General features: G+C 60.4%; 19 protein-coding genes. 8 read left to right on the forward strand and 11 right to left on the reverse strand.

From position 1 onward, the window contains the following. Positions 1-192 precede the first annotated feature (192 nt). The 3 genes from NKJ35_RS27880 (at position 193) to NKJ35_RS27890 (ending at position 3,077) form a co-directional block, all read left to right on the forward strand. The gene (locus tag NKJ35_RS27880; protein WP_352650708.1) at positions 193-981 is read left to right on the forward strand and encodes a phosphatase PAP2 family protein; all 789 of its coding nucleotides are present in this window, start codon (positions 193-195) and stop codon (positions 979-981) included. A 470-nt stretch (positions 982-1,451) separates the two neighbouring features. After that, positions 1,452-2,522, forward strand: a complete 1,071-nt coding sequence (gmd, locus tag NKJ35_RS27885; protein ID WP_352650710.1) for a GDP-mannose 4,6-dehydratase — start codon at positions 1,452-1,454, stop codon at positions 2,520-2,522. Between the two features lie 195 nt (positions 2,523-2,717). After that, a complete protein-coding gene (locus tag NKJ35_RS27890; RefSeq protein WP_352650711.1) occupies positions 2,718-3,077 on the forward strand; it encodes a hypothetical protein in 360 nt (119 codons plus the stop codon). A 95-nt stretch (positions 3,078-3,172) separates the two neighbouring features. Here NKJ35_RS27890 and NKJ35_RS27895 read toward each other — a convergent pair whose 3' ends face one another. The 3 genes from NKJ35_RS27895 to NKJ35_RS27905 form a co-directional block, all read right to left on the reverse strand. Further along, positions 3,173-4,087, reverse strand: a complete 915-nt coding sequence (locus NKJ35_RS27895) for a sugar ABC transporter substrate-binding protein (RefSeq protein ID WP_352650712.1) — start codon at positions 4,085-4,087, stop codon at positions 3,173-3,175. A 94-nt stretch (positions 4,088-4,181) separates the two neighbouring features. Beyond that, positions 4,182-4,967 carry an ATP-binding cassette domain-containing protein gene (locus NKJ35_RS27900; protein ID WP_352650714.1) on the reverse strand — a complete coding sequence of 262 codons (786 nt, stop codon included), beginning with the start codon at positions 4,965-4,967 and terminating at the stop codon, positions 4,182-4,184. Continuing rightward, positions 4,964-6,016, reverse strand: coding sequence for an ABC transporter permease (locus NKJ35_RS27905; RefSeq protein ID WP_352650715.1), 1,053 nt, complete (start codon positions 6,014-6,016; stop codon positions 4,964-4,966). Before NKJ35_RS27905 ends, NKJ35_RS27900 begins: the two co-directional genes overlap by 4 nt. A 168-nt stretch (positions 6,017-6,184) precedes the next feature. Between NKJ35_RS27905 and NKJ35_RS27910 the strand changes: the two genes are divergently transcribed. Then, entirely contained in the window at positions 6,185-7,096 is a 912-nt protein-coding gene (locus NKJ35_RS27910) for a GntR family transcriptional regulator (protein WP_352650717.1), read from the forward strand. A 54-nt stretch (positions 7,097-7,150) separates the two neighbouring features. On the opposite strand, the gene NKJ35_RS27915 is transcribed toward NKJ35_RS27910, so the two are convergent. Beyond that, on the reverse strand, positions 7,151-7,744 hold the full coding sequence (locus tag NKJ35_RS27915) for a DJ-1/PfpI family protein (RefSeq protein ID WP_352650719.1): 594 nt from the start codon (positions 7,742-7,744) through the stop codon (positions 7,151-7,153). A 153-nt stretch (positions 7,745-7,897) separates the two neighbouring features. Continuing rightward, a complete protein-coding gene (locus NKJ35_RS27920; protein WP_352650720.1) occupies positions 7,898-8,599 on the reverse strand; it encodes a GntR family transcriptional regulator in 702 nt (233 codons plus the stop codon). A gap of 188 nt (positions 8,600-8,787) precedes the next feature. On the opposite strand from NKJ35_RS27920, the gene NKJ35_RS27925 reads away from it, so the two are divergent. From NKJ35_RS27925 to NKJ35_RS27935, 3 genes are read left to right on the forward strand one after another with little or no spacing between them, the layout of a single operon-like run. Next, positions 8,788-10,014, forward strand: a complete 1,227-nt coding sequence (locus tag NKJ35_RS27925; protein WP_352650721.1) for an iron-containing alcohol dehydrogenase — start codon at positions 8,788-8,790, stop codon at positions 10,012-10,014. 18 nt (positions 10,015-10,032) lie between these two features. Further along, positions 10,033-11,520 (forward strand): NAD-dependent succinate-semialdehyde dehydrogenase, encoded by a 1,488-nt coding sequence (locus tag NKJ35_RS27930; protein WP_352650722.1) that lies wholly within the window; start codon positions 10,033-10,035, stop codon positions 11,518-11,520. 8 nt (positions 11,521-11,528) lie between these two features. After that, the gene (locus NKJ35_RS27935; RefSeq protein WP_352650724.1) at positions 11,529-12,350 is read left to right on the forward strand and encodes an alpha/beta hydrolase; all 822 of its coding nucleotides are present in this window, start codon (positions 11,529-11,531) and stop codon (positions 12,348-12,350) included. Between the two features lie 124 nt (positions 12,351-12,474). Here NKJ35_RS27935 and NKJ35_RS27940 read toward each other — a convergent pair whose 3' ends face one another. The 5 genes from NKJ35_RS27940 to NKJ35_RS27960 all read right to left on the reverse strand — a co-directional run bounded on the left by NKJ35_RS27940 (position 12,475) and on the right by NKJ35_RS27960 (position 17,386). After that, a complete protein-coding gene (locus NKJ35_RS27940; RefSeq protein ID WP_352650726.1) occupies positions 12,475-13,554 on the reverse strand; it encodes an ABC transporter ATP-binding protein in 1,080 nt (359 codons plus the stop codon). Between the two features lie 10 nt (positions 13,555-13,564). Next, positions 13,565-14,410, reverse strand: coding sequence for a carbohydrate ABC transporter permease (locus NKJ35_RS27945; RefSeq protein WP_352650728.1), 846 nt, complete (start codon positions 14,408-14,410; stop codon positions 13,565-13,567). Further along, positions 14,403-15,335 (reverse strand): carbohydrate ABC transporter permease, encoded by a 933-nt coding sequence (locus tag NKJ35_RS27950; protein WP_352650730.1) that lies wholly within the window; start codon positions 15,333-15,335, stop codon positions 14,403-14,405. Before NKJ35_RS27950 ends, NKJ35_RS27945 begins: the two co-directional genes overlap by 8 nt. Before the next feature lie 60 nt (positions 15,336-15,395). Continuing rightward, entirely contained in the window at positions 15,396-16,634 is a 1,239-nt protein-coding gene (locus tag NKJ35_RS27955) for an ABC transporter substrate-binding protein (RefSeq protein WP_352650732.1), read from the reverse strand. Positions 16,635-16,750: 116 nt separating this feature from the next. Then, positions 16,751-17,386 carry a GntR family transcriptional regulator gene (locus tag NKJ35_RS27960; RefSeq protein ID WP_502904685.1) on the reverse strand — a complete coding sequence of 212 codons (636 nt, stop codon included), beginning with the start codon at positions 17,384-17,386 and terminating at the stop codon, positions 16,751-16,753. A gap of 135 nt (positions 17,387-17,521) precedes the next feature. Between NKJ35_RS27960 and NKJ35_RS27965 the strand changes: the two genes are divergently transcribed. Further along, positions 17,522-18,661: a mandelate racemase/muconate lactonizing enzyme family protein gene (locus NKJ35_RS27965; protein WP_352650735.1), complete on the forward strand. Its 1,140-nt coding sequence runs from the start codon at positions 17,522-17,524 to the stop codon at positions 18,659-18,661. Between the two features lie 171 nt (positions 18,662-18,832). On the opposite strand, the gene NKJ35_RS27970 is transcribed toward NKJ35_RS27965, so the two are convergent. Further along, positions 18,833-19,582 (reverse strand): ribonuclease activity regulator RraA, encoded by a 750-nt coding sequence (locus NKJ35_RS27970; protein ID WP_352650737.1) that lies wholly within the window; start codon positions 19,580-19,582, stop codon positions 18,833-18,835. Positions 19,583-19,587: the final 5 nt, after the last annotated feature.

Genomic DNA, 19,587 nt, shown 5'->3' on the forward strand with positions numbered 1-19,587 from the left:
ATCGAAAGCTTGACCCCAGCACCGCGGTGCTCAGGTCCTCATGGCATCGGATATGCACGTCTGCGGTCTTCACCGGATGCGTACGATCTTGCCTTCTTCGGCCGCTCTGTAGCCTCAGTGCGCCGCGAGGTTTCTGCGACCGCTTAGGTAGCAGGACTCCAGTTGTTCCGCCGACCGAACCCGAGAGTTGAGATGGCCGAACCGATGGCGCGAACGTTATCCGATTTACATTGCCTGACACATGCTGCCGCGCTTTGCCTCCTCTTTGTGGGTACGACTTTCCTGGCCCTTAACCCGGATTGGATCGACAGGCCCCTCGCAAAGGCCGTCAACACCGTAGCGAGCAATCAGCCCTTCACCAGCCGGCTCGCTTTGGGTGCCGTCTACCCAACAACCGAGGGCACTATAGCGGTGTCCTTGCTTTGGTATTGCTGGTTCGCCCATGACGGGCCGGAATCGAGGGCAAGGCTGGTGAGCGGCGTCTGCGCAGCTGTCCTCGCAGCGCTCGTAGCGCATTTCCTGCAGGACACTCTGCCGACGACGCCAAAGCCGATTTTTGACTCCGCACTTGGGCTCCATGTCCCGGATGTTCTGGGCGACGCTGCCGTTCTGCGCTCAGCGCCCTTCGCCGGCACCCCGGCGTTCCCCAGCGAGCGAGCGGTTCTGTTCGCGGGTCTAGCGATCGCCATTCTTCTCGTTCACTTCGAACTCGGACTCCTCGTCCTGGCCTGGACCTTGATGATAGAGCTTGCGCGAGTCTACTTGGGGCTGCATTACCCGACGAATGCTCTGGGTAGCCTCGCCTTGGCCGGGACCTTGGCATGGCTAGCACAAACGCGACCGAGCCTTGAACTCGGCGCCCTGGTTCTCCGGTGGGAGCGCGGCGCCCCACCAAGCTTCTATCTGTGCAGCTTTCTGGCCTCATACGTTGTTGTTGCGTTCCAGGACTTGCGCGAACTTGCCAAAGGGCTTCTCCATTAAGAACTGGTGTGAAGCCGGCCAGCGACACGACGACCTCGAATTTATCGTGCGTGCATCTCCGGGCTGGAAGCGTCATCTTGGCCAAACAAGTGGAACAAACCTACCGAACAGTGGAAGCGATACGGGGCCAGGGAACACCCTGTTCCATGTCTCTCCTGCGGCATTACCGACGACAGCATGGCCGGCAAGCAGCTCGCGAAGAAGCGGTGGCGCAAGCTCTTGTGAACTGATGGCTCACGGCAGGCCCCATGCCATAGGAGCATAGGCCGAAGAGGCTAGCCAAGCAGAACGGGGACGCACGGGAAGTAGGTGTGATGGGCATTGAGCGGTGGGATTACCTACTTTGCTGGCGTGCCTGCCACAATGACACTCTGGTCGAACAAAGCGCTTTCGCCTTTCATTAGAGGAGTGCGGAGGCGGACCGTCGGTTGACGGCGCCACCACAGCCCTCAACGATCGGATGGGACCCGATGACAGATCGCATTGCGCTCATAACTGGTGTGACCGGTCAGGACGGTGCTTACCTTGCCAGACTGCTGCTGGAGAACGATTATACTGTCCACGGACTGAAACGCAGATCCTCCTCCTTCAATACTGAACGCATCGACGAGATCTACGTCGATCCGCACGAACCGGACGCACGCTTCTTGCTCCACTACGCCGACCTGACCGATGCTACCAATCTCATTCGCATCATTCAGGAGACGCGCCCTACCGAAATCTACAATCTTGCGGCCCAAAGCCATGTCCAGGTAAGTTTCGAGACGCCGGAATATACCGGCAACGCCGATGCCCTTGGCACACTCAGGCTGCTTGAAGCCATCCGCATCCTGAAGATGGAAGAGCGGGTGCGTTTTTATCAAGCATCAACCTCCGAGCTGTTCGGCAAAGTCCAGGAGGTGCCCCAGACGGAGAAGACGCCGTTCTACCCGCGTTCTCCCTATGCGGCGGCCAAACTCTATGCCTATTGGATCACGATCAATTACCGTGAAGCGTACGGAATGTTCGCTTCCAATGGCATACTATTTAATCATGAGGGCCCCACGCGCGGCGAGACGTTTGTGACCCGCAAGATCACACGTGCGGTTGCAGGTATCGAGCGAGGCTTTCAGGCCACCCTCTATCTTGGAAATCTGGACGCGAAACGCGACTGGGGACATGCTCGCGACTATGTGGAGGGCATGTGGCGGATTCTTCGGCACGCCGAGCCTGACGACTTCGTCCTCGCCACGGGCGAAACCCATTCGGTGCGCGAGTTCGTGGAACGTGCCTTTCGGGTAGTCGGCCGCGTCATCGTCTGGGAAGGTAAGGGGGTGAACGAGATCGGCCGGGATGACAAGACAGGAGAGATCCTCGTCCGAGTCGACCCACGCCATTTCCGTCCGACCGAGGTCGATCTCCTGATGGGAAATCCGGCGAAAGCCCACTCAAAGCTCGGCTGGTCGCCTAAGACGACGTTCAGCGACCTCGTGGCGGAAATGGTGGCCGCCGATCTGAAACGCCTGGAGCGAGAGAGTTGGCACAGGGACAGTAGCGTCTAGAGAGGGCCATCAGTCATGAACTACACCTATCGGCGTGGCTACCACCGCGGCATGTCGGCTCGGTTGTGGCGCGGCGACTGTAGGAGGAAACCTCCGAGGTCTTAATCGCTCCGCGCGACGTTCTCGACCTTCGAATTCTGGACGCCGTGCATCGCCGGGTGACAGGACCAGGCCCGACGGCCAGCGACGCCTATCATGCTCGCAGAGATCGGAGTTCGTGTCCCCGACGCCACGCCAATTTCACTTCTCTTGAAGACCAGGCCGATCAAGACCGACCTCCGTGCCGTGCTGAATACACCCCACGTGGCGGTTCGCCCGACGCCGGATGGCGCACTTGTTTTGGATTCGGCGTGGTCGGAGGAAGAAGTCGTGGTCAACTCTGACGGAACCTACACCGTGCACGACAAGACCGTCAAAGGACTGCTCGAGGAGGCTAGTGCCGTGCTCGACGTCCATGACGGTCACGTTGAGTTGCGCTATGCGCGCAAAGAGCGCGGTGCCGAGGCCGATCGGCCCGGCGCCGATAACCCGGCTCGGCGTATCGCACGACTTTGATGGTGGGGTCCATGACTGCAGTTCACGCCCTTGCTAAGCTGGAGTCCCGCAACAGGAAGTGGTCCGGCGGTGCAATCCACCGGACCGCTGGTGGATCACTCGAAGTCCTTGACGTTCTGCAGCGTCACCAGTCCGGCGCCGGTATCCACATTGACCTCGACGGATTCGCCACGGATGGCCTTGACGACAGTGTCGATGCCAAGCTCACCCATTTTCGCGGGAAATTGAGCTACGCTGGCGTCCTCCGCTCCCGACTTGATCGCTTCGATCTCACCGCAGCAGGCGTCGAAGCCGACCACTATGAGGTTGTCGTTGGCAATGCCGGCATTGCTGATCGACTTGACGGCGCCAGGGATCGGCGGGCCGCAGGCCGAGTAGATCGCCTTGAGATCGGGATTGGCGGTCAGGATGTCTTCCGTCACTGACGTACCAAGTTCCAGCGTGCAGTTGGTTGCACCCTTGCCGACGACATCGACTTTGACGTCGCCCAGTCCCTCCATCATGCCCGTGACCCGGTCATCCAGAGCCGGCACGCCGGGAACGCCTTGCAAGATACCGATCTTGTCACCGCTCTTGAGCACTGTCTTGAGATACTCTCCGGCGATCTTGCCGCCGTTGAGGTTATTGGTCGAGACTAATGCCGTCTGGCCTTTCCAGTTAGGAATGCTGTTGTCGACGAGAACCACCTTGATGCCGGCGGACACCGCCTTGTCGAGCGCCGGCGCGACCGTCGGGTCGACCGGCGTGATTGCAAGCCCCTTGACGCCTTGCGTGATCATGGATTCGATCAGGGCGATCTGGCCTTCAATGTCGGTAGCCGCCTGGCCCTGCCCTGTGACCAGTTCGATCTCCGGATGAGCGGCGGCGTATTTCTTGGCGGCGTCCTCCATGGTCGAGTAGAACGGCACCGGGAATTTCGTAATCAGGCCGACCTTGATCTTGTCTGCGGCCGAAGCCGGCACGGAAAGCGCAATCGCGATCGCCAGCCCTGCGAACAGTTTTCGGTTCATTGGCATTTGTATTCCTCCCTTGGATTGAGACGTCTCCCGGCGGGAGACGCTTCAGGCATTTGCGGACCGGAAAGGTCCCCAAATTTCGAACGGGTCAGGCTCCAACGATCATGGAAACCAGTTCCTGTTTGTTGCCCTTGGTCGGCACCAGTTCGCCGACTTTGCGGCCCTGGCGAAGCACCACCGCGCGATCGGCGAGCTCGACGACGTGTTCCATGTTGTGAGTGATCAGGATGACGGCATTGCCTTGGTCGCGGAGCGCAGCGACCAAATTGAGCACCTGGCGTGATTCACGCAGGCCGAGTGCGGCGGTCGGCTCATCCAGAATGACAACCTTGCGGGCGAACACGGTCGAGCGGGCCACGGCGATCGCTTGCCTTTGACCGCCAGACATCATGGCGACGACGGTATCCAGCCGCGGCAACGTAACCTTCAGATTTGCCAGCAGAGCGCGGGTCTCGGCGTCCATCCGGCGCTGCTGCAGAAACCGCAGGCCGCGCGGAAGCCATTGCGGGCCAGCCAGCTCGCGGCCGGCGAAGAAGTTCTGCCCCGGTGTCAGATTGTCGAACAGCGCCAGATCCTGGTAGACGGTCTCGATGCCGGCGAAGCGCGCATCCGCAGGGGAGCGTATCTGCGTTGGCGCGCCGTCCAACAGGATCGCGCCGGCATCGAGTTGGTGCACCCCGCTGATGCATTTGGTCAGCGTCGACTTACCTGCGCCATTGTCGCCGAGCAGGCCGACGATCTCACCGCGCCGCACCTCGATGCTGACATCGTCCAGGGCCAGCACCGAACCGAAACGCTTGGTAGCACCGCGTACCGCCAAAACGGGATGGTCGGAGGCGGCGGCGTGATCGACTTTGACCGCAACGGCGCTCATGACTGCCTCCCGGCTTGCAAGACACGCACACGCCCTTCGAGGTAATTGCGCAGCACGTCGGACTCGACCGCGATCACGATGACCACGCCGATGACGATGAGCTGGAAAAAGACGTTGACGTTGAGCAGGTTGAGCGCGTTGCGAATGACGCCGATCATGATGGCGCCGATCAGGGCATGGCCGAGGTGGCCGCGACCGCCAAGAAAGCTGGCGCCGCCAATGATCACCGCCGCAATCGTGTCCAGTTCGAGCAGATTGCCGAACAGCGGCGAACCAGCGTCGGTACGGCCGGCAAGTATGACGGAACCGATACCGGCGCACAGTCCTGAGATCACATAGACCGAAACCAGCACCCAGGACACGGGAATGCCCATGCGCAGCGCGGCATCGGGCCGGCCGCCGACGGCATAAATCCAGCGCCCCCAGACCATGGTTTTGGCCATGATGAAAAGGGCCGCGGCAACGCCTGCAACCACGAAAACCGATCCAGGCAGGCCCCAAACCGCCTCGCGGCCAAGCGCATCGATCGAATCCGGCATGCCAGGGATGGCGCGGCCATCGGCCAGTTGCAGGGCCAGCCCCTTGGCGATGCTCAATGTTGCCAGCGTGATGATGAAGGGGTGCGGCAGTCGGCCGAAGACGTAGAACAGCCCGTTGAGGGCGCCGACCGCGCCACCGCAGCCAACCATCACCGCGATCACAACGAAGGCGGGGGCGCCGGCATGAAAGCTCAGCGCGCCGACAACGGAAGCCAGTGCAAGGTTCGAACCGACGGAGAGATCGATGCCGCGTGTCAGGATGACCAGATGCTGACCCATCGCGACAACCGAGATGACGGCGGTCTGGGCCAGGATGTTGCCGAGATTGCGACCTGTCAGGAAATAGGGCGACAGAAAGCTGAGGACGGCGATCAGCAGCACGAGGATGACCACCGGACCAGCGCTCAGCAGCATCAGGCCGAGCGCAAGGCCGGGAACGGCCTCTGACTTCCTGGATGCTGGCAACGCGGCCTCGCCGACAGTCGTGCCGGTGTTTCCCGTTTCAGGCAAATTTCCTCTCCCCGCCGCGGCCCGTACGAGCCGCGTCGTCAACAACTCAATTTGTGTTCAGGTCCTCTTCTTATCGATAAAAAACAACCGGTCCGGCCGGGTCAAGTTGTTTTTTATGGATAAAGTTCATGCTAAAAAGGACAAGGTATTGTTCCCAAGGAAAATCCGATGAGAACCGACACCGTCTACAAGAAGGCCTTCAATCGAGCTGCGAATATGTTGCGCGACGGGCAACTGGCCGGTGAACTTCCTTCCGAAAATGAGCTTAGACGGCGAATGTGCGTCAGCCGCACAACCGTCAGAAAGGTTTTGCGGGAACTGGTTCACCGCGAACTTATCACCGAACGCCACGGCCTCAGGTCGACGGGCCGCCCGGTCAGCGACAACGACTACTATCCGGACGCCGAAACCACGCCTCGCGCCAAGCATGTCGAACAGCAATTCATGGAGTGGATGCTGCGGGGTGACACCAGGCCCGGCACCAGCATCAATGAGCTCGAGCTTGCGCGCCAATTCGGCGTCGCGACCAACGGAATTCGCGAATTCCTGATCCGCTTCAGCCGGTTTGGGCTGATCGAGAAAAGGCCGAATACAGGCTGGCTTTTCAAGGGTTTCACCGAAGACTTTGCACTTGAGCTCTTCGAGATCCGGGTCATGTTCGAACTGCGTTCGGCACACCTGTTTTCACTGCAGCCGGACCGTTCCCCGCTATGGTCGAAACTCGCCGCGCTCAAGACGGCGCATGCCGACCTGCTGGAGCGGATTGAAAGCCGTTTTCACGACTTCTCCGGCCTGGACAACCGGTTTCACCGGCTCATAAACGAGGCATCTCCGAACCGCTTCATCGACGATTTCTACGACATCATCACCTTCATTTTTCACTACCACTATCAATGGAACAAGCAGGACGAAAAGCAGCGCAACCTTGCCGCGATCCACGAACACATCGCCTATATCGATGCGCTTGAGAGCCGCAACTCCACTCGGATTGAAGTGGCCTGCCGAGCGCATCTGGCTTCAGCAAGGAAAACACTGATGCGTTCGCTTACCCGATTTGATGAAACGAGCATCAATGCATAGCGATAGACTTTTGGAACCGACGCACCCCCGTTTGAGATGCGTCGGAGCAAAGGTCTACGCGTGGCGGATTTCGGTTCCCAGCACCTTCAGGCATTCGCGGATGAACGCAGCAAGCGCCGTCCAACCTTTTGCCGAAACCATCGTCCCGTCCACATATGCCTCCGTTGGAGACAGGTCGATATAGGTGCCGCCCGCAAGCGTCACCTCCGGCTCGCATGCCGCCAGTGCGCCGACCTTCTTGCCACGCACGACGCCATCTACCGCGATCAGGATCTGCACGCCGTGGCAGATCGTGAAAATCGGCTTCCTGCTTTCGTGGAAGTGGCGCACCATCGCCTGCACGCGCTTGTCCGTGCGGATGTATTCGGGCCCACGACCGCCAGCGCAGTAAACAGCGTGGTATTGCTCCAGCTGCTTCTCGGCGTCGGAGAAGGTCTTGTTGATCAGTGCATAGTGGCCGAGCTTTTCGGTGTAGGTCTGATCGCCCTCGAAATCGTGCAGCGATGTTTTGATCAGGTCTCCGGCGCTTTTGTCTGGGCACACGACGTGAACGGTGTGGCCCACCGCTTCCATAGCCTGCTGGTAGACGAAGATTTCGTATTCCTCGGTGAATTCACCGGTCAGCATCAGGATCTTTTTGCCTGGCATGGTACTTCCTTTCCTGTGACAACGGGGCCGGGCGAGACCTGTACTCGCCCGGTAAGCTTGAGTTTCTAGAAGGCTGAATCGGGGAAGTAGTCTTCGTTGGCACTGGCCTGCGCGATGATCGTCGATGGCGGGTACGGGAACATCGGGACAGTCTCAGTCGAACGCCAACAACAAACGGTCGCGGGAATGCTCGATATGGCGACGCATCGCCTGCTCGGCAGCAGCAGGATCGGCCGCAGCGAAAGCGGCCAGAATGGCCTCATGCTCGTCAAGCGCGTCCTCGGTGACGCGCGAATGGAACATCAGGCGAAATATGTGGAAGTGGGTATGCTGGTGAGCCAGTGTCTCGCGCACAAGTTCGTTGTTGGCGAATTCCATGACCTTGTCATGGAAAATGGCATCCTGGCGGGCGAAGTTGGAATACCGCAGGCGCTCGTCCTTGCCCTCATGGCGCGCCATGACGCCGGCCGATTTCTGAAGTTGTGCGAGCTTTACCTCATCCATGAGCACCGCTGCCTTGGCTGCACCATGAGGCTCTAGCAGCAGGCGAAGCTCGTAGAGTTCGTCGAACCGTCGTTTCGTGATCTGCGGCGCAGCGCGGTAACCGATCAGATGCGTCTTCAGCACCAGGCCTTCGCCCTCGAGCCGGCCGAGCGCCTCGCGGATCGGCGTGTGGGAGACGTTGAATTCCTTGACCAGGCTGTCGACCGTGATGCGCGAGCCCGGCGCAATCTTCAGCGACATGAGTTGCGCAAAAATCGCTTCGTAGACGTCCTCAACCAGGCTGCTGGAGCGCTGGATACGCCCGCCGCCGATGTTCGTATCGTCCGCATTGAGTAGGTTAATGACCTGCATGTTTTGCCTCTTGACACATTGAGTTGCTAACACGATGCTCCGGCCAATACAATCCTATATCATATACGATTTTATAGAGGATATCATTTGCCACGGTTACCCGACGAAACAATGGCGCTAGCGGTGGCCCTGCGGGAGCAGCCTGCCGCGCCTGCAGCCTTTCCAGACATCATCATAGGATGCAGGTCATGAGCCTTTTCGCTGCCATAAGGCTGCCGCGCGAAATCCTCTTCGGGAAGGGCCAACGCCACGTCATTCCGGTTGTCGCGGCCAGGCTCGGGCGTCGCGCGCTCGTCTGCACCGATGAACGTTTTGCCGCAACGGGCTCGTTCGCGGAGATTGTCGCGGCGCTGCGAGCCGCCGCGATAGATGTGCTGGTGCATGACCGAGTACTACCCGACGTTCCCCGAGACACGGTTGCCGTCTGCGTCGAGGAGGCGCGGAAGTTCGCGCCCGACATGGTGATCGGCATTGGCGGCGGCAGTTGTCTCGACATGGCCAAATGCGCCGCGTTGCTCATCAGCCACGGCGGTCAGCTCCAGGATTACTACGGCGAGTTCAAGGTGCCCGGTCCAACGCTGCCGTTGATCGCGGTGCCGACGACAGCCGGAACCGGCTCTGAAGTGACCCCGGTTGCCGTGATCTCGGATCCGGATCGCACACTGAAGGTCGGCATATCCAGCCCTTATCTGATCGCGGCCGCAGCCATATGCGACCCTGAACTGACGATGACATGCCCGCCGGGATTGACGGCGATCGCAGGCGCCGATGCGCTGACGCATGCAATCGAGGCCTTCACCGCCGCCAGGCGCGGAACCGACCCCGGCCTTCCGCAGAAACATGTCTTTATCGGCAAAACCGCCTTGACCGATCATTTCGCCCTGCTGGCGATCAAGCTGCTTGGCCGAAGCCTCGAAACGGCATACCGCCGGCCCTCTGACGAGGACGCCCGGGCCGACGTGATGATGGGCGCACTTGCAGCCGGCTGCGCGTTCGGAACGGCCGGCACGGCGGCAGCGCACGCCGTACAATACCCGGTCGGCGCGATAACCCACACCGCTCACGGATTGGGTGTCGCCACCATGTTGCCGTATGTCATGAAGTACAACAGAACAGCCGCAGCGACCGAGATGGCCGAGATCGCCAGCGCGCTCTGCCTCGATGGAAAGGGCCGGACGCCCGACGAGTTGGCCGACGCGACCATTGGCGAGGTCAGTCGCCTGTTTGGGGCAATCGGGATCACCCCCTCGTTGGCCGAGCTAGGGTTGCCCGCCGACAAGCTCGATTGGACGGCGGAACAAGCGATCGGTATCGAGCGCCTCATCAAGAACAATCCGCGGCCATTCGATTTGAGGTCCATGCGACGCCTGGTCCAGGCCGCCTTTGATGGCGACCTCGCCAGCTGCGCTGTGTAAACAATCGGGAATATCGAGATGAACACGTTTTCACAGGTTCTGTCGGATGATCAGGGCGTCAGCGACTTCCACACAATTTCGCACGGGCTCCATATTGACGGCCAATGGCGGCAGTCCGCGGATGGCAAGGTAATTCCGGTTATCGATCCCTCGACGGAAGCCATCATCGCTGCCGTACCCGATGCGACCTTGGAGGACGCGGCCGCCGCCGTTGCCGCCGCTGCCAAGGCAGCCCATGGCTGGCGGACAACGTCGCCGCGAAAGCGCTCCGAGATCCTCCGACGCTGCTTTGAACTGATGACGGAACGATCGGAAGCGCTGGCTACTCTCATCGCATTGGAAAATGGCAAGGCCCTGCGGGATGCCCGAGGCGAGATCGCTTACGCTGCGGAGTTTTTCCGTTGGAATGCCGAGGAGGCGGTTCGCATTACCGGTGAATTCGGTACTGCGCCCTCCGGCACCAACCGCATCGTGGTCGACTACGAACCGATCGGCATCTGCGTCCTGATCACGCCCTGGAATTTTCCTGCGGCAATGGCGACGCGCAAGATCGCGCCGGCACTTGCCGCTGGATGCACGGTGATCCTGAAGCCGGCCAGTGAGACCCCGCTTACCGCCTACGCGCTGGCCGCGCTCTACCAGGACGCAGGCGTTCCACCGGGGGTGGTCAACGTCCTGACAACCTCCAGTCCCGGGTCTTTGACAGCCGCCATGCTGGCCGATCCGCGGGTGCGCAAACTCTCCTTCACCGGTTCGACGGGTGTGGGTCGCGCTCTGCTGGCAGAAGCTGCCAGGCATGTCGTTTCGTGTTCCATGGAGCTCGGAGGCAATGCCCCTTTTATCGTGTTCGACGACGCCGATCTCGAAGCGGCGCTCGATGGCGCAATGGTGGCCAAGATGCGCAACGCCGGCGAGGCCTGCACGGCCGCGAACCGCCTCTACGTGCAATCCGGCATCTACGAAGCCTTCTCGGATGGCCTCGAAAAGCGGATGTCGTCGCTCAAGGTCGGCCCCGGCACTGATCCGGACACGGAATGCGGGCCAATGATCACGAAAAAGGCGGTCGAGAAGATAGACCGCCTTGTCACCGACGCGGTCGCATGCGGCGCGCGGGTCATGTGCGGCGGCTCAGTCCTGGCCGGACGTGGCTTCTTCTACCCTCCGACAGTGCTTCGCGACGTGCCAGGCGAGGCAAAGATGGCGCATGAGGAGATATTCGGGCCGGTGGCGCCAATCTCCAGCTTCGAAACCGAGGCCGAGGTCATCGCGCGCGCCAATGACACTGAATATGGGCTTGCTGCCTACATCTACACGCGCGATCTGGCGCGCGGCATGCGGGTGGCCTCCCGGATCGAGGCCGGGATGATTGCTCTCAACCGCGGGCTGATGTCCGATCCGGCAGCCCCCTTCGGCGGCGTCAAGCAGAGCGGGCTTGGCCGCGAGGGAGGGCAGCATCACGGCATTGCGGAATTCATGGAGGCGAAATACCTCGCCATCAGCATGTGAGCAGAAGAATGCAAGGCGATCCCTTTCGCATCCGCGACCACGTCGCGGATTTTGACGAAATCGTGCAGGACTTCATTGATCGCAGCGAGGCCGCCCGCGCCACCATTGCGATGACCGCTGACGTGGCCTACGGACCGGATCCGACCGAAACCATGGACCTGTTCTTTCCCGCGAGCAAAAGAACGGCCCTGCCAGTGCACATCTTTGTCCACGGCGGCTACTGGAGAATGTTCTCCAAGCGCGATTATTCATATATGGCGACGACGATTACCCAGGCCGGGGCCATTGCCGTCATCCTTGATTACGCTCTGATGCCCAAGGTCCGAATGGCGACGATCGTCGACCAGGTGCGCCGCGCCAAGCAGTGGGTCCTGGCCAACATCGCCGATCATGGTGGAAACCCGATGGCCCTGACTGTCAGTGGTCATTCGGCAGGAGCACATCTTGCAACGTTTCTCTTCGAGGGAGAGCATACCCCCTCGAATGTGAGGGCAGCCCTTCTGTTGAGCGGGCTCTACGATTTGAAGCCGCTCCAGGATTCCTTTCTTGCCAACGAGATTGGAATCACCGACGAGGAAGTCGCCATGTTCACACCTCTCGCTTATCGGCATGATCCCCAAACCAAGACGGCGGTTCTGGTCGGAGCCAACGAGACGCCACCCTTCCATCAGCAAGCCGATCGATTCAAAGCAAGCTTGCTGCGGCAGGGATCGTTGGTAACCTCGCATGTGCTCTCGAACCGCAACCACATGGACAGTGTCAGAGATCTTGGCGTGCCGGGGACTGAGGCTGCCGATTGCCTGGCAAAACTGATCGCCACGGCCTGCTGACTACCCTGCCGAGATGCCGGTTACTCGTCGCAGATTGACGGCAAGCGGTCCGCACTCGCTCCAGATGAGTTTCGAGGCGAGATCGCGGAACCCTGCGCCACTGCGTCCAGCCGCTATCCACGCCCTAAATGTCGATGCGCTGTCCGCTATCCGGATCGAAAAGGTTGACGCTCGCTGGATCCACGGCAAGACATATTGGCTCTTTGCGCCGGCCGGCAAACCTCGGCGGCAGGCGCGCGATGATCGCGTGTTCGCCAACCTGCACCGTCACCATGGTTTCGGGCCCGGTGGGCTCTACCACATCGATCTCCCCCATGATCGAAGCTCGATTGCGCGGAACGGTCCTCAGCTCTTCAGGCCGTATGCCCAGCACCACCGGTCGCTCAGAGTCCACCGGCCGGTTCCGCGTCGGCAACACGATCGATACTCCGCTCGCTTGAAACCGGACACCCTCCGAATCCGGAACCAGTCGTCCGGCAAGGAAGTTCATTGCCGGAGATCCGATGAAACTTGCCACGAACATATTGGCGGGCCGTTCATAGATGGTGCGCGGGTCGTCCAATTGCTGGATGTAGCCGCCTTTCATGACGGCCACCTTGGTGCCCAGCGTCATCGCCTCGATCTGATCATGCGTGACATAGACGATGCTCGTGCCGAGACGCTCGTGCAGCCGCTTGATCTCCGTGCGCATTTCCACGCGAAGCTTGGCATCGAGATTGGACAACGGCTCGTCGAAGAGGAACAGCTCCGGGTCACGCACGATCGCGCGGCCCATCGCAACGCGTTGTCGCTGTCCGCCCGAAAGGTTGGCGGGGCGTCGGTCGAGCAGATGGGAGATTTGCAACATTCGCGCGGCATCTTCCACGGCGCGCTTGCGCTGGTCGGCGCCCACGCCACGCATTTCCAATCCGAAGCCGATATTCCTCGCGACCGACATGGTTGGATAAAGGGCGTAGGATTGGAACACCATCGCGATATTGCGGTCCTTGGGTGCAAGGTCGAGGACCGAGCGTCCCCCGATCAGGATGTCACCGCCGGAGGTGTCGTCGAGGCCGGCAATGATGTTGAGCAAGGTCGACTTGCCGCATCCGGACGGCCCGAGCAGAACCAGAAAGCCTCCGTCCTCGAGCTCGATGTCGACCCCGTGAAGAACCTGTACGGAGCCATAGGACTTGCGCACGTCCCTGATGGAAAGTGTCGCCATGCGACTACTCCTAACCTTTGATGGCGCCTGCGGTCAGCCCCTGGACCATGGTTCGCTGGACGATCGCGAAGAGCACGATGACCGGGATGATGCTGAGAATGCCGCCTGCCGCCAGAACGCCCCAGGGAAGCTGGAACTCTCCGACCATTAGTTGCAGGCCCACGGGCCAGGTGCGGGACCCCTGCCCGGTCGTGAGCATCAGGGCGAACAGGAACTCGTTCCAGGCCGCGATGGCAATGAACACCGAACTTGCGACCAGGCCGTTCCGCGCAAGGGGCATGACGATACGGACCATGGCGCCAAGCCTTGTCGAGCCGTCGATGCGTGCTGCGCTCTCGAGTTCCTTAGGTGCGGAATCGAAGAACCCCTTGAGCATCCATACGAACAGCGGCAGCAGGAAGCTCGTATAGGCAAGCGCTAGGCCGAAACGGCTGTCCACGAGCCCCACACCGCGCATAACGACGTAAAGGGGAATGATCATCATGACTGCCGGGAACATGCGAACGACAAGATAGCCGAGCATGAGCTGATCCCGGCCTCGAAACGCGAAGCGAGAGAATGCATAGGCGGCAAGCGTGCCCGTGACGACGCAGACCGTCACCGTCAGGAAGGTAACGACGAGGCTGTTGCCTATAAGCCGCGGGAAACCTGACTGCGTCCAGATGGCGACGTAATTGTCGAAGGTAACGCGGCTCGGAAGGTACTGCATCGTCTGGGTGACAATGTCGGCCTCATATTTGAGGGATGTCAGGAACATCCAGATCATCGGACCGATGCAGAACACCGTCAGGCTTGCGAGCACGATGTAGGTGGCGATGTTCGCGATCATGCGCCGTTGACGCCTACTTTCAATCATCGCCCTGTCCTTTGGTAATCCTGGAGATGCGGATGTAGCCGGCCGCGAAGATCATCAGGGTCACGAACATCACCACCGACAGGGCGGATGCGTAGCCGAAATTGAATTCCTTGTAGGCGGTCTGAAAGGCATACAATGACAGCACCTGCGTGGCATCTCCCGGTCCGCCGCCAGTGAGAATGAGGAGCAGATCGGGCGAATTGACCAGACCGATGACGCGCAGGATCACCGCCGCCGCGATGACGGTCTTGAGCATGGGCAAAGTGATCAACCTGAGCTGCGCCGCCAGGCCCGCGCCGTCGACCGCCGCTGCCTTATAGAGATCCTCGGGAATACCCTTCAGGCCCGCGAGCAGCAGCAGCGCGAAGAATGGAAACCCATGCCAGGCCTCGACGAGAATGGTCGCCGCAAGGGCAGTGTTGGGATCAGCAAACCACGCCTTGTAGGACTGCAGGACGCCTATCCGGACAAGAAGATCGTTGATCACTCCGAGCCGCGGATCGAGCAGCAAGGCCCACATATGGCCCGCCACGACGTTGGGCAGGAAATAGGGAAGCAGGATGAGCACGGCGAAGATTTTCGTGCCTGGCAAATCCCTATTGAGAGCTGTCGCGGCGAGAAGACCAAGCGACAGTTCCAGCGCGACCGCGGCAGCAACCCACACGACTGTGTTCTTCAATGCGATCCAGAAGACCGGGTCTGACCACATCGCCACATAATGTTTGACGCCCACCCAGCCATCCAACCCGGGACGCGTCAGACGCATCTCGCGAAAGCTGATGGCCATGCCGTAAAGCGTTGGATAGGCGATCACGAGAAGGATAAGGGCGAGGCTGGGAAGGAGCAGCAGATACATCCAGTATCGGGTCTCGGACAGTTCGCCGAGAGCCCGCAAAGAGAGATATCTGCTCGAGGCTGTTGTCATGAATCTGCGATGCGAAAGCACCGTCCCGTAGCGTTCTGAGCACGGCTGCAGGTGCGGGGATCAGCGGAGCGCCGCCTCCAGGCCCTGAATCATGCGGTCCACCGCCTGTTCCGGCGTCGACTGACCCGTCAGCACCGACTGGAAAGCGGGATTGACGACATTTTCGGACCAGCCCGCGGCGCCGACGAAATTGTTCGGCAGGCGTCCGAACTTGAGCGTTTCCGTCGCCGCACTATAGATCGGATTGCCGGTGATCCGCTGATCCTGCAGCGCAGCGGCGGAAGCCGGAAAATAGCCGGTCCCCTCGAGCAGGGCCAAGGCAGCGTCTGTTTGGCCCCAGAAACTCACCCACCGCCAGGCAGCCTCGATATTGTCTTCCTTCATGACGCCGTTGCCGGCGTACGCGACGCGAGCGATATGCGCCTTCGGACCGGCCGGCATAGGCGCGGTAGAGAATTGTTCGCCCTGCTTCATCGCACTCGAGATTTCGTTTAGCGAACCGGTATGATGCCACACCATCGCAGTCTGCCCGGTGCGGAAGGCCTCCATGATCTGACGGTAGCTGTCGTGGGGCGCGCTCGGCGGCACGACCTTTTCCCTCAGGAAGAGATCGGAATAGAACGTTATCGCTTCGATCGCCGCGGCCCTGTCGATGGCCGGCTGCCCGTCCTTGACGATCGGCGAGCCGAACGCCTCCATGACATCGATGACATATTTGAACCCGCCAGCGCCGGCGCGCATGCCGAACGCATACCTGCCCTTCGAAGGATTGGTCAGTTTGCGGGACGCCTGCAGGAATTCGTCGAAATTTCGCGGTGGCCCCGCCAGCCCAGCTTCCTCGAAATAGTCTGCGCGGTAGTACATCCAGTCAACGAAGGCGAAGGCGGGAACCGCATAGATGGCGCCATTGGTGGAAAGCCCGGTCCAGCGGTTGTCGGGAAAGTTCGCCTTGCCCGCCCACCCATTCACGCGCTCGGTAAGATCGATCAATCCCTCCATCGCGGTAAGATCGGCGAAGCGCTCGGCGATCACCATGGCGGTATCGGGGCGCCCGCCGGCCAGCACGGCCGATGAAACCTTGGCCATATATTCCGAGTTCGGGATGTTCTCCTGGGTTACCGCCACATCTGCATTCGCCGCCTGAAACAACCCGATGATCTTGAGCAAGCTGGCCATTTCCGACTGACTGGTGAAGTGGTGCCAGTAACTGATGGCACTCGCGGCACGGGCACCACCAATGCGCCCTGCCATCGCGAGAGCCGCCGAACCCACGAGAAACTGCCTCTTGTTCAACTGCATGCGACCTCCTCCAAGATATCAGATCAGCAGACTGATCGATCAGTTGGAGTGTTGGGTAACATCATTTCCCAAGCCGTGCAACCGCGCGGGAGAGGCAAATGGCAAACGACGACGTGTCAGACCAGACCAAGGTTCCGCTGCATGGCCGCCTGGAAATGGGACTGCAGCTTTGCTTCTGCAGCGTCGGCATTCCTGGTGCTGCAAGCCTCAAGGATGTCGAGGTGCTCCTTGAGCGTCCGGATCATGATCGGCGAGGTGAGTTTGCTGTCCAGCCGCAACAGGCGCAGATAATTGTGCATGCGCCGGTAGGTGCTGTCGATCAAGGGATTGCGCAGCGCGCCGATGATTGCGCCATGCAGCTCTCCCTCAAGCGCATCCATCTCCTCTAGTTGCTCCTTTCCCACACCCTCCCGTTCGATGCGCCGGACCAGCCGGGAGTGCCGCATTTCCAAGGCATTCATGATGGCTTCATCGCCCTGCTCGGCAAAGACGCGAATTGCCGAGCGCTCGATGATGGCGCGGAATTGGTAGGTGGCGCGCGTGAGCTCCATGCCAGGTTTTATGAACTGGATTCCGGAGCGTGGATGGATGGTGAGAATTCCTTCCGCTTCAAGCTTGCGCAGAGCGTCACGAAGCGGGGCGACGGGCACGCCGACGATCGCGGACAGTTCGCTCTGCGAAACGAATGCCCCGACCGGAACGCGCCTGTCGAACAAGCGTTCCAGAATTCGTTCATAGGCAACATCGCTCATACGGGTGGCCGCCCCCGGGGTATGAGAGATGGCTTTTGCTTTGCCCGCCACTTGCGGCACCTCCGTTGATTCGGTACTGAGACATGTAGACTGATAGATCAGTTTCCTAAACTAAACGATCAGAAAGCCCCTGTGATGAGCCTTTCGCATTTTCGTATAACCCGATTTCAGTTCGCCCGCGACCGGGTAATCGGGGACAGTCAGGTTCGAGCCGACGATGTAAACGTCGCCGCGCTGGAACTCGTTTCGAAAAGTGGTGAGGTGGGACTGGGCTTCATCCAGACGCTCTTCAATCCCCTGCCCGACCAGATCGAGATTGAGACCGTTTTCGAAAACGAGGTTTGGCCGGCCCTGAAAGGACACAAGGCGATCGCCCTGGTTCATCGGGTGAACCGCCCGCGCGGCGGCAATCAGCGGCCGTACTCCCTGCCTTTTCATGAAGCCGTTCAGGTAGCGCTTTGGGACCTTGCGGCAAAGGAAGCTGGCCTGCCCCTTCACGTGCTGCTCGGCAGTCGTCGCAACCGTGTGAAAGCCTACGCCAGTGGCCTCGATTTTCACCTCGACGACGATGCTTTCGTTTCCTTGTTTTCCCACGCGGCGTCGCTTGGCTATTTCGCTTTCAAGATCAAGGTCGGCCACCCGGATTTCGGTCGCGATCTGCGGCGCCTGGAGCTGTTGAAATCCTGTGTGCCGGCAGGCTCGGAAATCATGATCGACCCGAACGAGGCATGGTCTTCGAAGGAAGCGCTAATGAAATTGGTGGCGATCCGCGATGCCGGTCACGATCTTCTCTGGGTCGAGGATCCAATCCTGCGTCACGACCACGAAGGATTGAGAATGCTCAGGCAGGCAATAACATGGACTCAGATCAACAGCGGCGAGTATCTGGATCTTCAAGGCAAACGGCTTCTTCTGGAAGCCCACGCAGCCGACATCCTGAATGTCCACGGTCAAGTCACCGATGTTATGCGCATCGGTTGGCTGGCCGCCGAGCTCGGCATCCCGGTCAGCATCGGCAACACCTTTCTGGAGATCGGCGTCCACATGGCGGTCGCGCTTCCTGAAGTCGAATGGCTGGAATATTCGTTTCAGAACTTCGATCATCTGGTGGAGCAGCCCGTCGAAATCCGGGACGGCTACGCCTATGCGCCCGATCGACCTGGCCATGGATTGGTACTGTCCGAAAAAGCGCGCAGCGAATGGATGAGACCAAGGCGCCTGATACGCTCGGAGCTGGGTACCGCGCCAGAAAATGCACGCCTCCCTACCAAGTGAGTGACCGGGCCAGCTTGGGAGTTGGCGATGCATGGCGCAATTCACGGCCTGCACTGTCTTTTTGGGAAGGCGTCTTCCAAGCGGCACTTCGCCGCCCACGTACCTCCTCTGCGGGAGCACCGTGGCGAAGCCGCCAGAAGCTCTGTCGCCCGCCACGAGGTAGCCGATGCGCTAACTCGGGTTCTCGGGGCGGTTTGCTTTGCGCCACTCCTCGTACTCCCCGCGGGCATCGTCATGCAGCGGATAGTACCGTTGCAACGGCCCGCCCTCCATGAGCTTCGCTCGCGAAAACTCCTCCCAATCGTGATGCTTCCGTGATTCTTCGATCACCTTCGGGGCCATCACGACGGGAAGCACCACCACGCCGTCGTCGTCAGCGACGATGATGTCGCCGGGGATCACCGTGACACCGCCGCAGGCAATCGGGACGTTGACGGCATTGGGATAGATGCTGGTCTGCACATGATAGTTTGGCGTCCAGCCGCGCAGCCATAGGGGCAAATCGAGCTTTGCGACATTGGGCCGGTCGCGCATGCACCCGTCGATGACGATACCCGCCCCGCCCCTGCCCTTGAAATACGTCGACATCATATCGCCGAAGACGCCCGAGCTCATGTCGCCGCGCGCGTCGACCACGACGACATCGCCCTCCTGCGCGTGATAGAGCACGTGCCGGTGCAGTTGCGTCTCCGGATCGGCATATTCTCCCTCGGTGAAGAGGTCCGGTCGCTGCGGCAGAAACTGCAGCGTCAGCGCCGGCCCGACGATCGACTTCCCGTGGTTTTGCGCCACCGGACCGACCATGTGCGGATTGCGGAAGCCCATGTGGCCAAGCGTGCCGGCAACCGTCGCGGCGCCGATCTCCCTGAGTGCGTCGATCAGGTCTTTAGGCGGCCGCATGATGTCGGAAGTATGCGTCATTGTGG

The organism is Mesorhizobium sp. M0136, assembly GCF_040322515.1.
GTDB lineage: Bacteria > Pseudomonadota > Alphaproteobacteria > Rhizobiales > Rhizobiaceae > Mesorhizobium.

Excerpts from the sequence above, each read along its gene's own strand:
- NKJ35_RS27880 (WP_352650708.1), top strand. The coding sequence starts at position 193 with ATGGCCGAACCGATGGCGCGAACGTTATCCGATTTACATTGCCTGACA.
- gmd (WP_352650710.1), top strand. The coding sequence starts at position 1,452 with ATGACAGATCGCATTGCGCTCATAACTGGTGTGACCGGTCAGGACGGT.
- NKJ35_RS27890 (WP_352650711.1), top strand. The coding sequence starts at position 2,718 with ATGCTCGCAGAGATCGGAGTTCGTGTCCCCGACGCCACGCCAATTTCA.
- NKJ35_RS27895 (WP_352650712.1), bottom strand. The coding sequence starts at position 4,087 with ATGAACCGAAAACTGTTCGCAGGGCTGGCGATCGCGATTGCGCTTTCC.
- NKJ35_RS27900 (WP_352650714.1), bottom strand. The coding sequence starts at position 4,967 with ATGAGCGCCGTTGCGGTCAAAGTCGATCACGCCGCCGCCTCCGACCAT.
- NKJ35_RS27910 (WP_352650717.1), top strand. The coding sequence starts at position 6,185 with ATGAGAACCGACACCGTCTACAAGAAGGCCTTCAATCGAGCTGCGAAT.
- NKJ35_RS27915 (WP_352650719.1), bottom strand. The coding sequence starts at position 7,744 with ATGCCAGGCAAAAAGATCCTGATGCTGACCGGTGAATTCACCGAGGAA.
- NKJ35_RS27920 (WP_352650720.1), bottom strand. The coding sequence starts at position 8,599 with ATGCAGGTCATTAACCTACTCAATGCGGACGATACGAACATCGGCGGC.
- NKJ35_RS27925 (WP_352650721.1), top strand. The coding sequence starts at position 8,788 with ATGAGCCTTTTCGCTGCCATAAGGCTGCCGCGCGAAATCCTCTTCGGG.
- NKJ35_RS27930 (WP_352650722.1), top strand. The coding sequence starts at position 10,033 with ATGAACACGTTTTCACAGGTTCTGTCGGATGATCAGGGCGTCAGCGAC.
- NKJ35_RS27935 (WP_352650724.1), top strand. The coding sequence starts at position 11,529 with ATGCAAGGCGATCCCTTTCGCATCCGCGACCACGTCGCGGATTTTGAC.
- NKJ35_RS27940 (WP_352650726.1), bottom strand. The coding sequence starts at position 13,554 with ATGGCGACACTTTCCATCAGGGACGTGCGCAAGTCCTATGGCTCCGTA.
- NKJ35_RS27945 (WP_352650728.1), bottom strand. The coding sequence starts at position 14,410 with ATGATTGAAAGTAGGCGTCAACGGCGCATGATCGCGAACATCGCCACC.
- NKJ35_RS27950 (WP_352650730.1), bottom strand. The coding sequence starts at position 15,335 with ATGACAACAGCCTCGAGCAGATATCTCTCTTTGCGGGCTCTCGGCGAA.
- NKJ35_RS27955 (WP_352650732.1), bottom strand. The coding sequence starts at position 16,634 with ATGCAGTTGAACAAGAGGCAGTTTCTCGTGGGTTCGGCGGCTCTCGCG.
- NKJ35_RS27960 (WP_502904685.1), bottom strand. The coding sequence starts at position 17,386 with ATGAGCGATGTTGCCTATGAACGAATTCTGGAACGCTTGTTCGACAGG.
- NKJ35_RS27965 (WP_352650735.1), top strand. The coding sequence starts at position 17,522 with ATGAGCCTTTCGCATTTTCGTATAACCCGATTTCAGTTCGCCCGCGAC.
- NKJ35_RS27970 (WP_352650737.1), bottom strand. The coding sequence starts at position 19,582 with ATGACGCATACTTCCGACATCATGCGGCCGCCTAAAGACCTGATCGAC.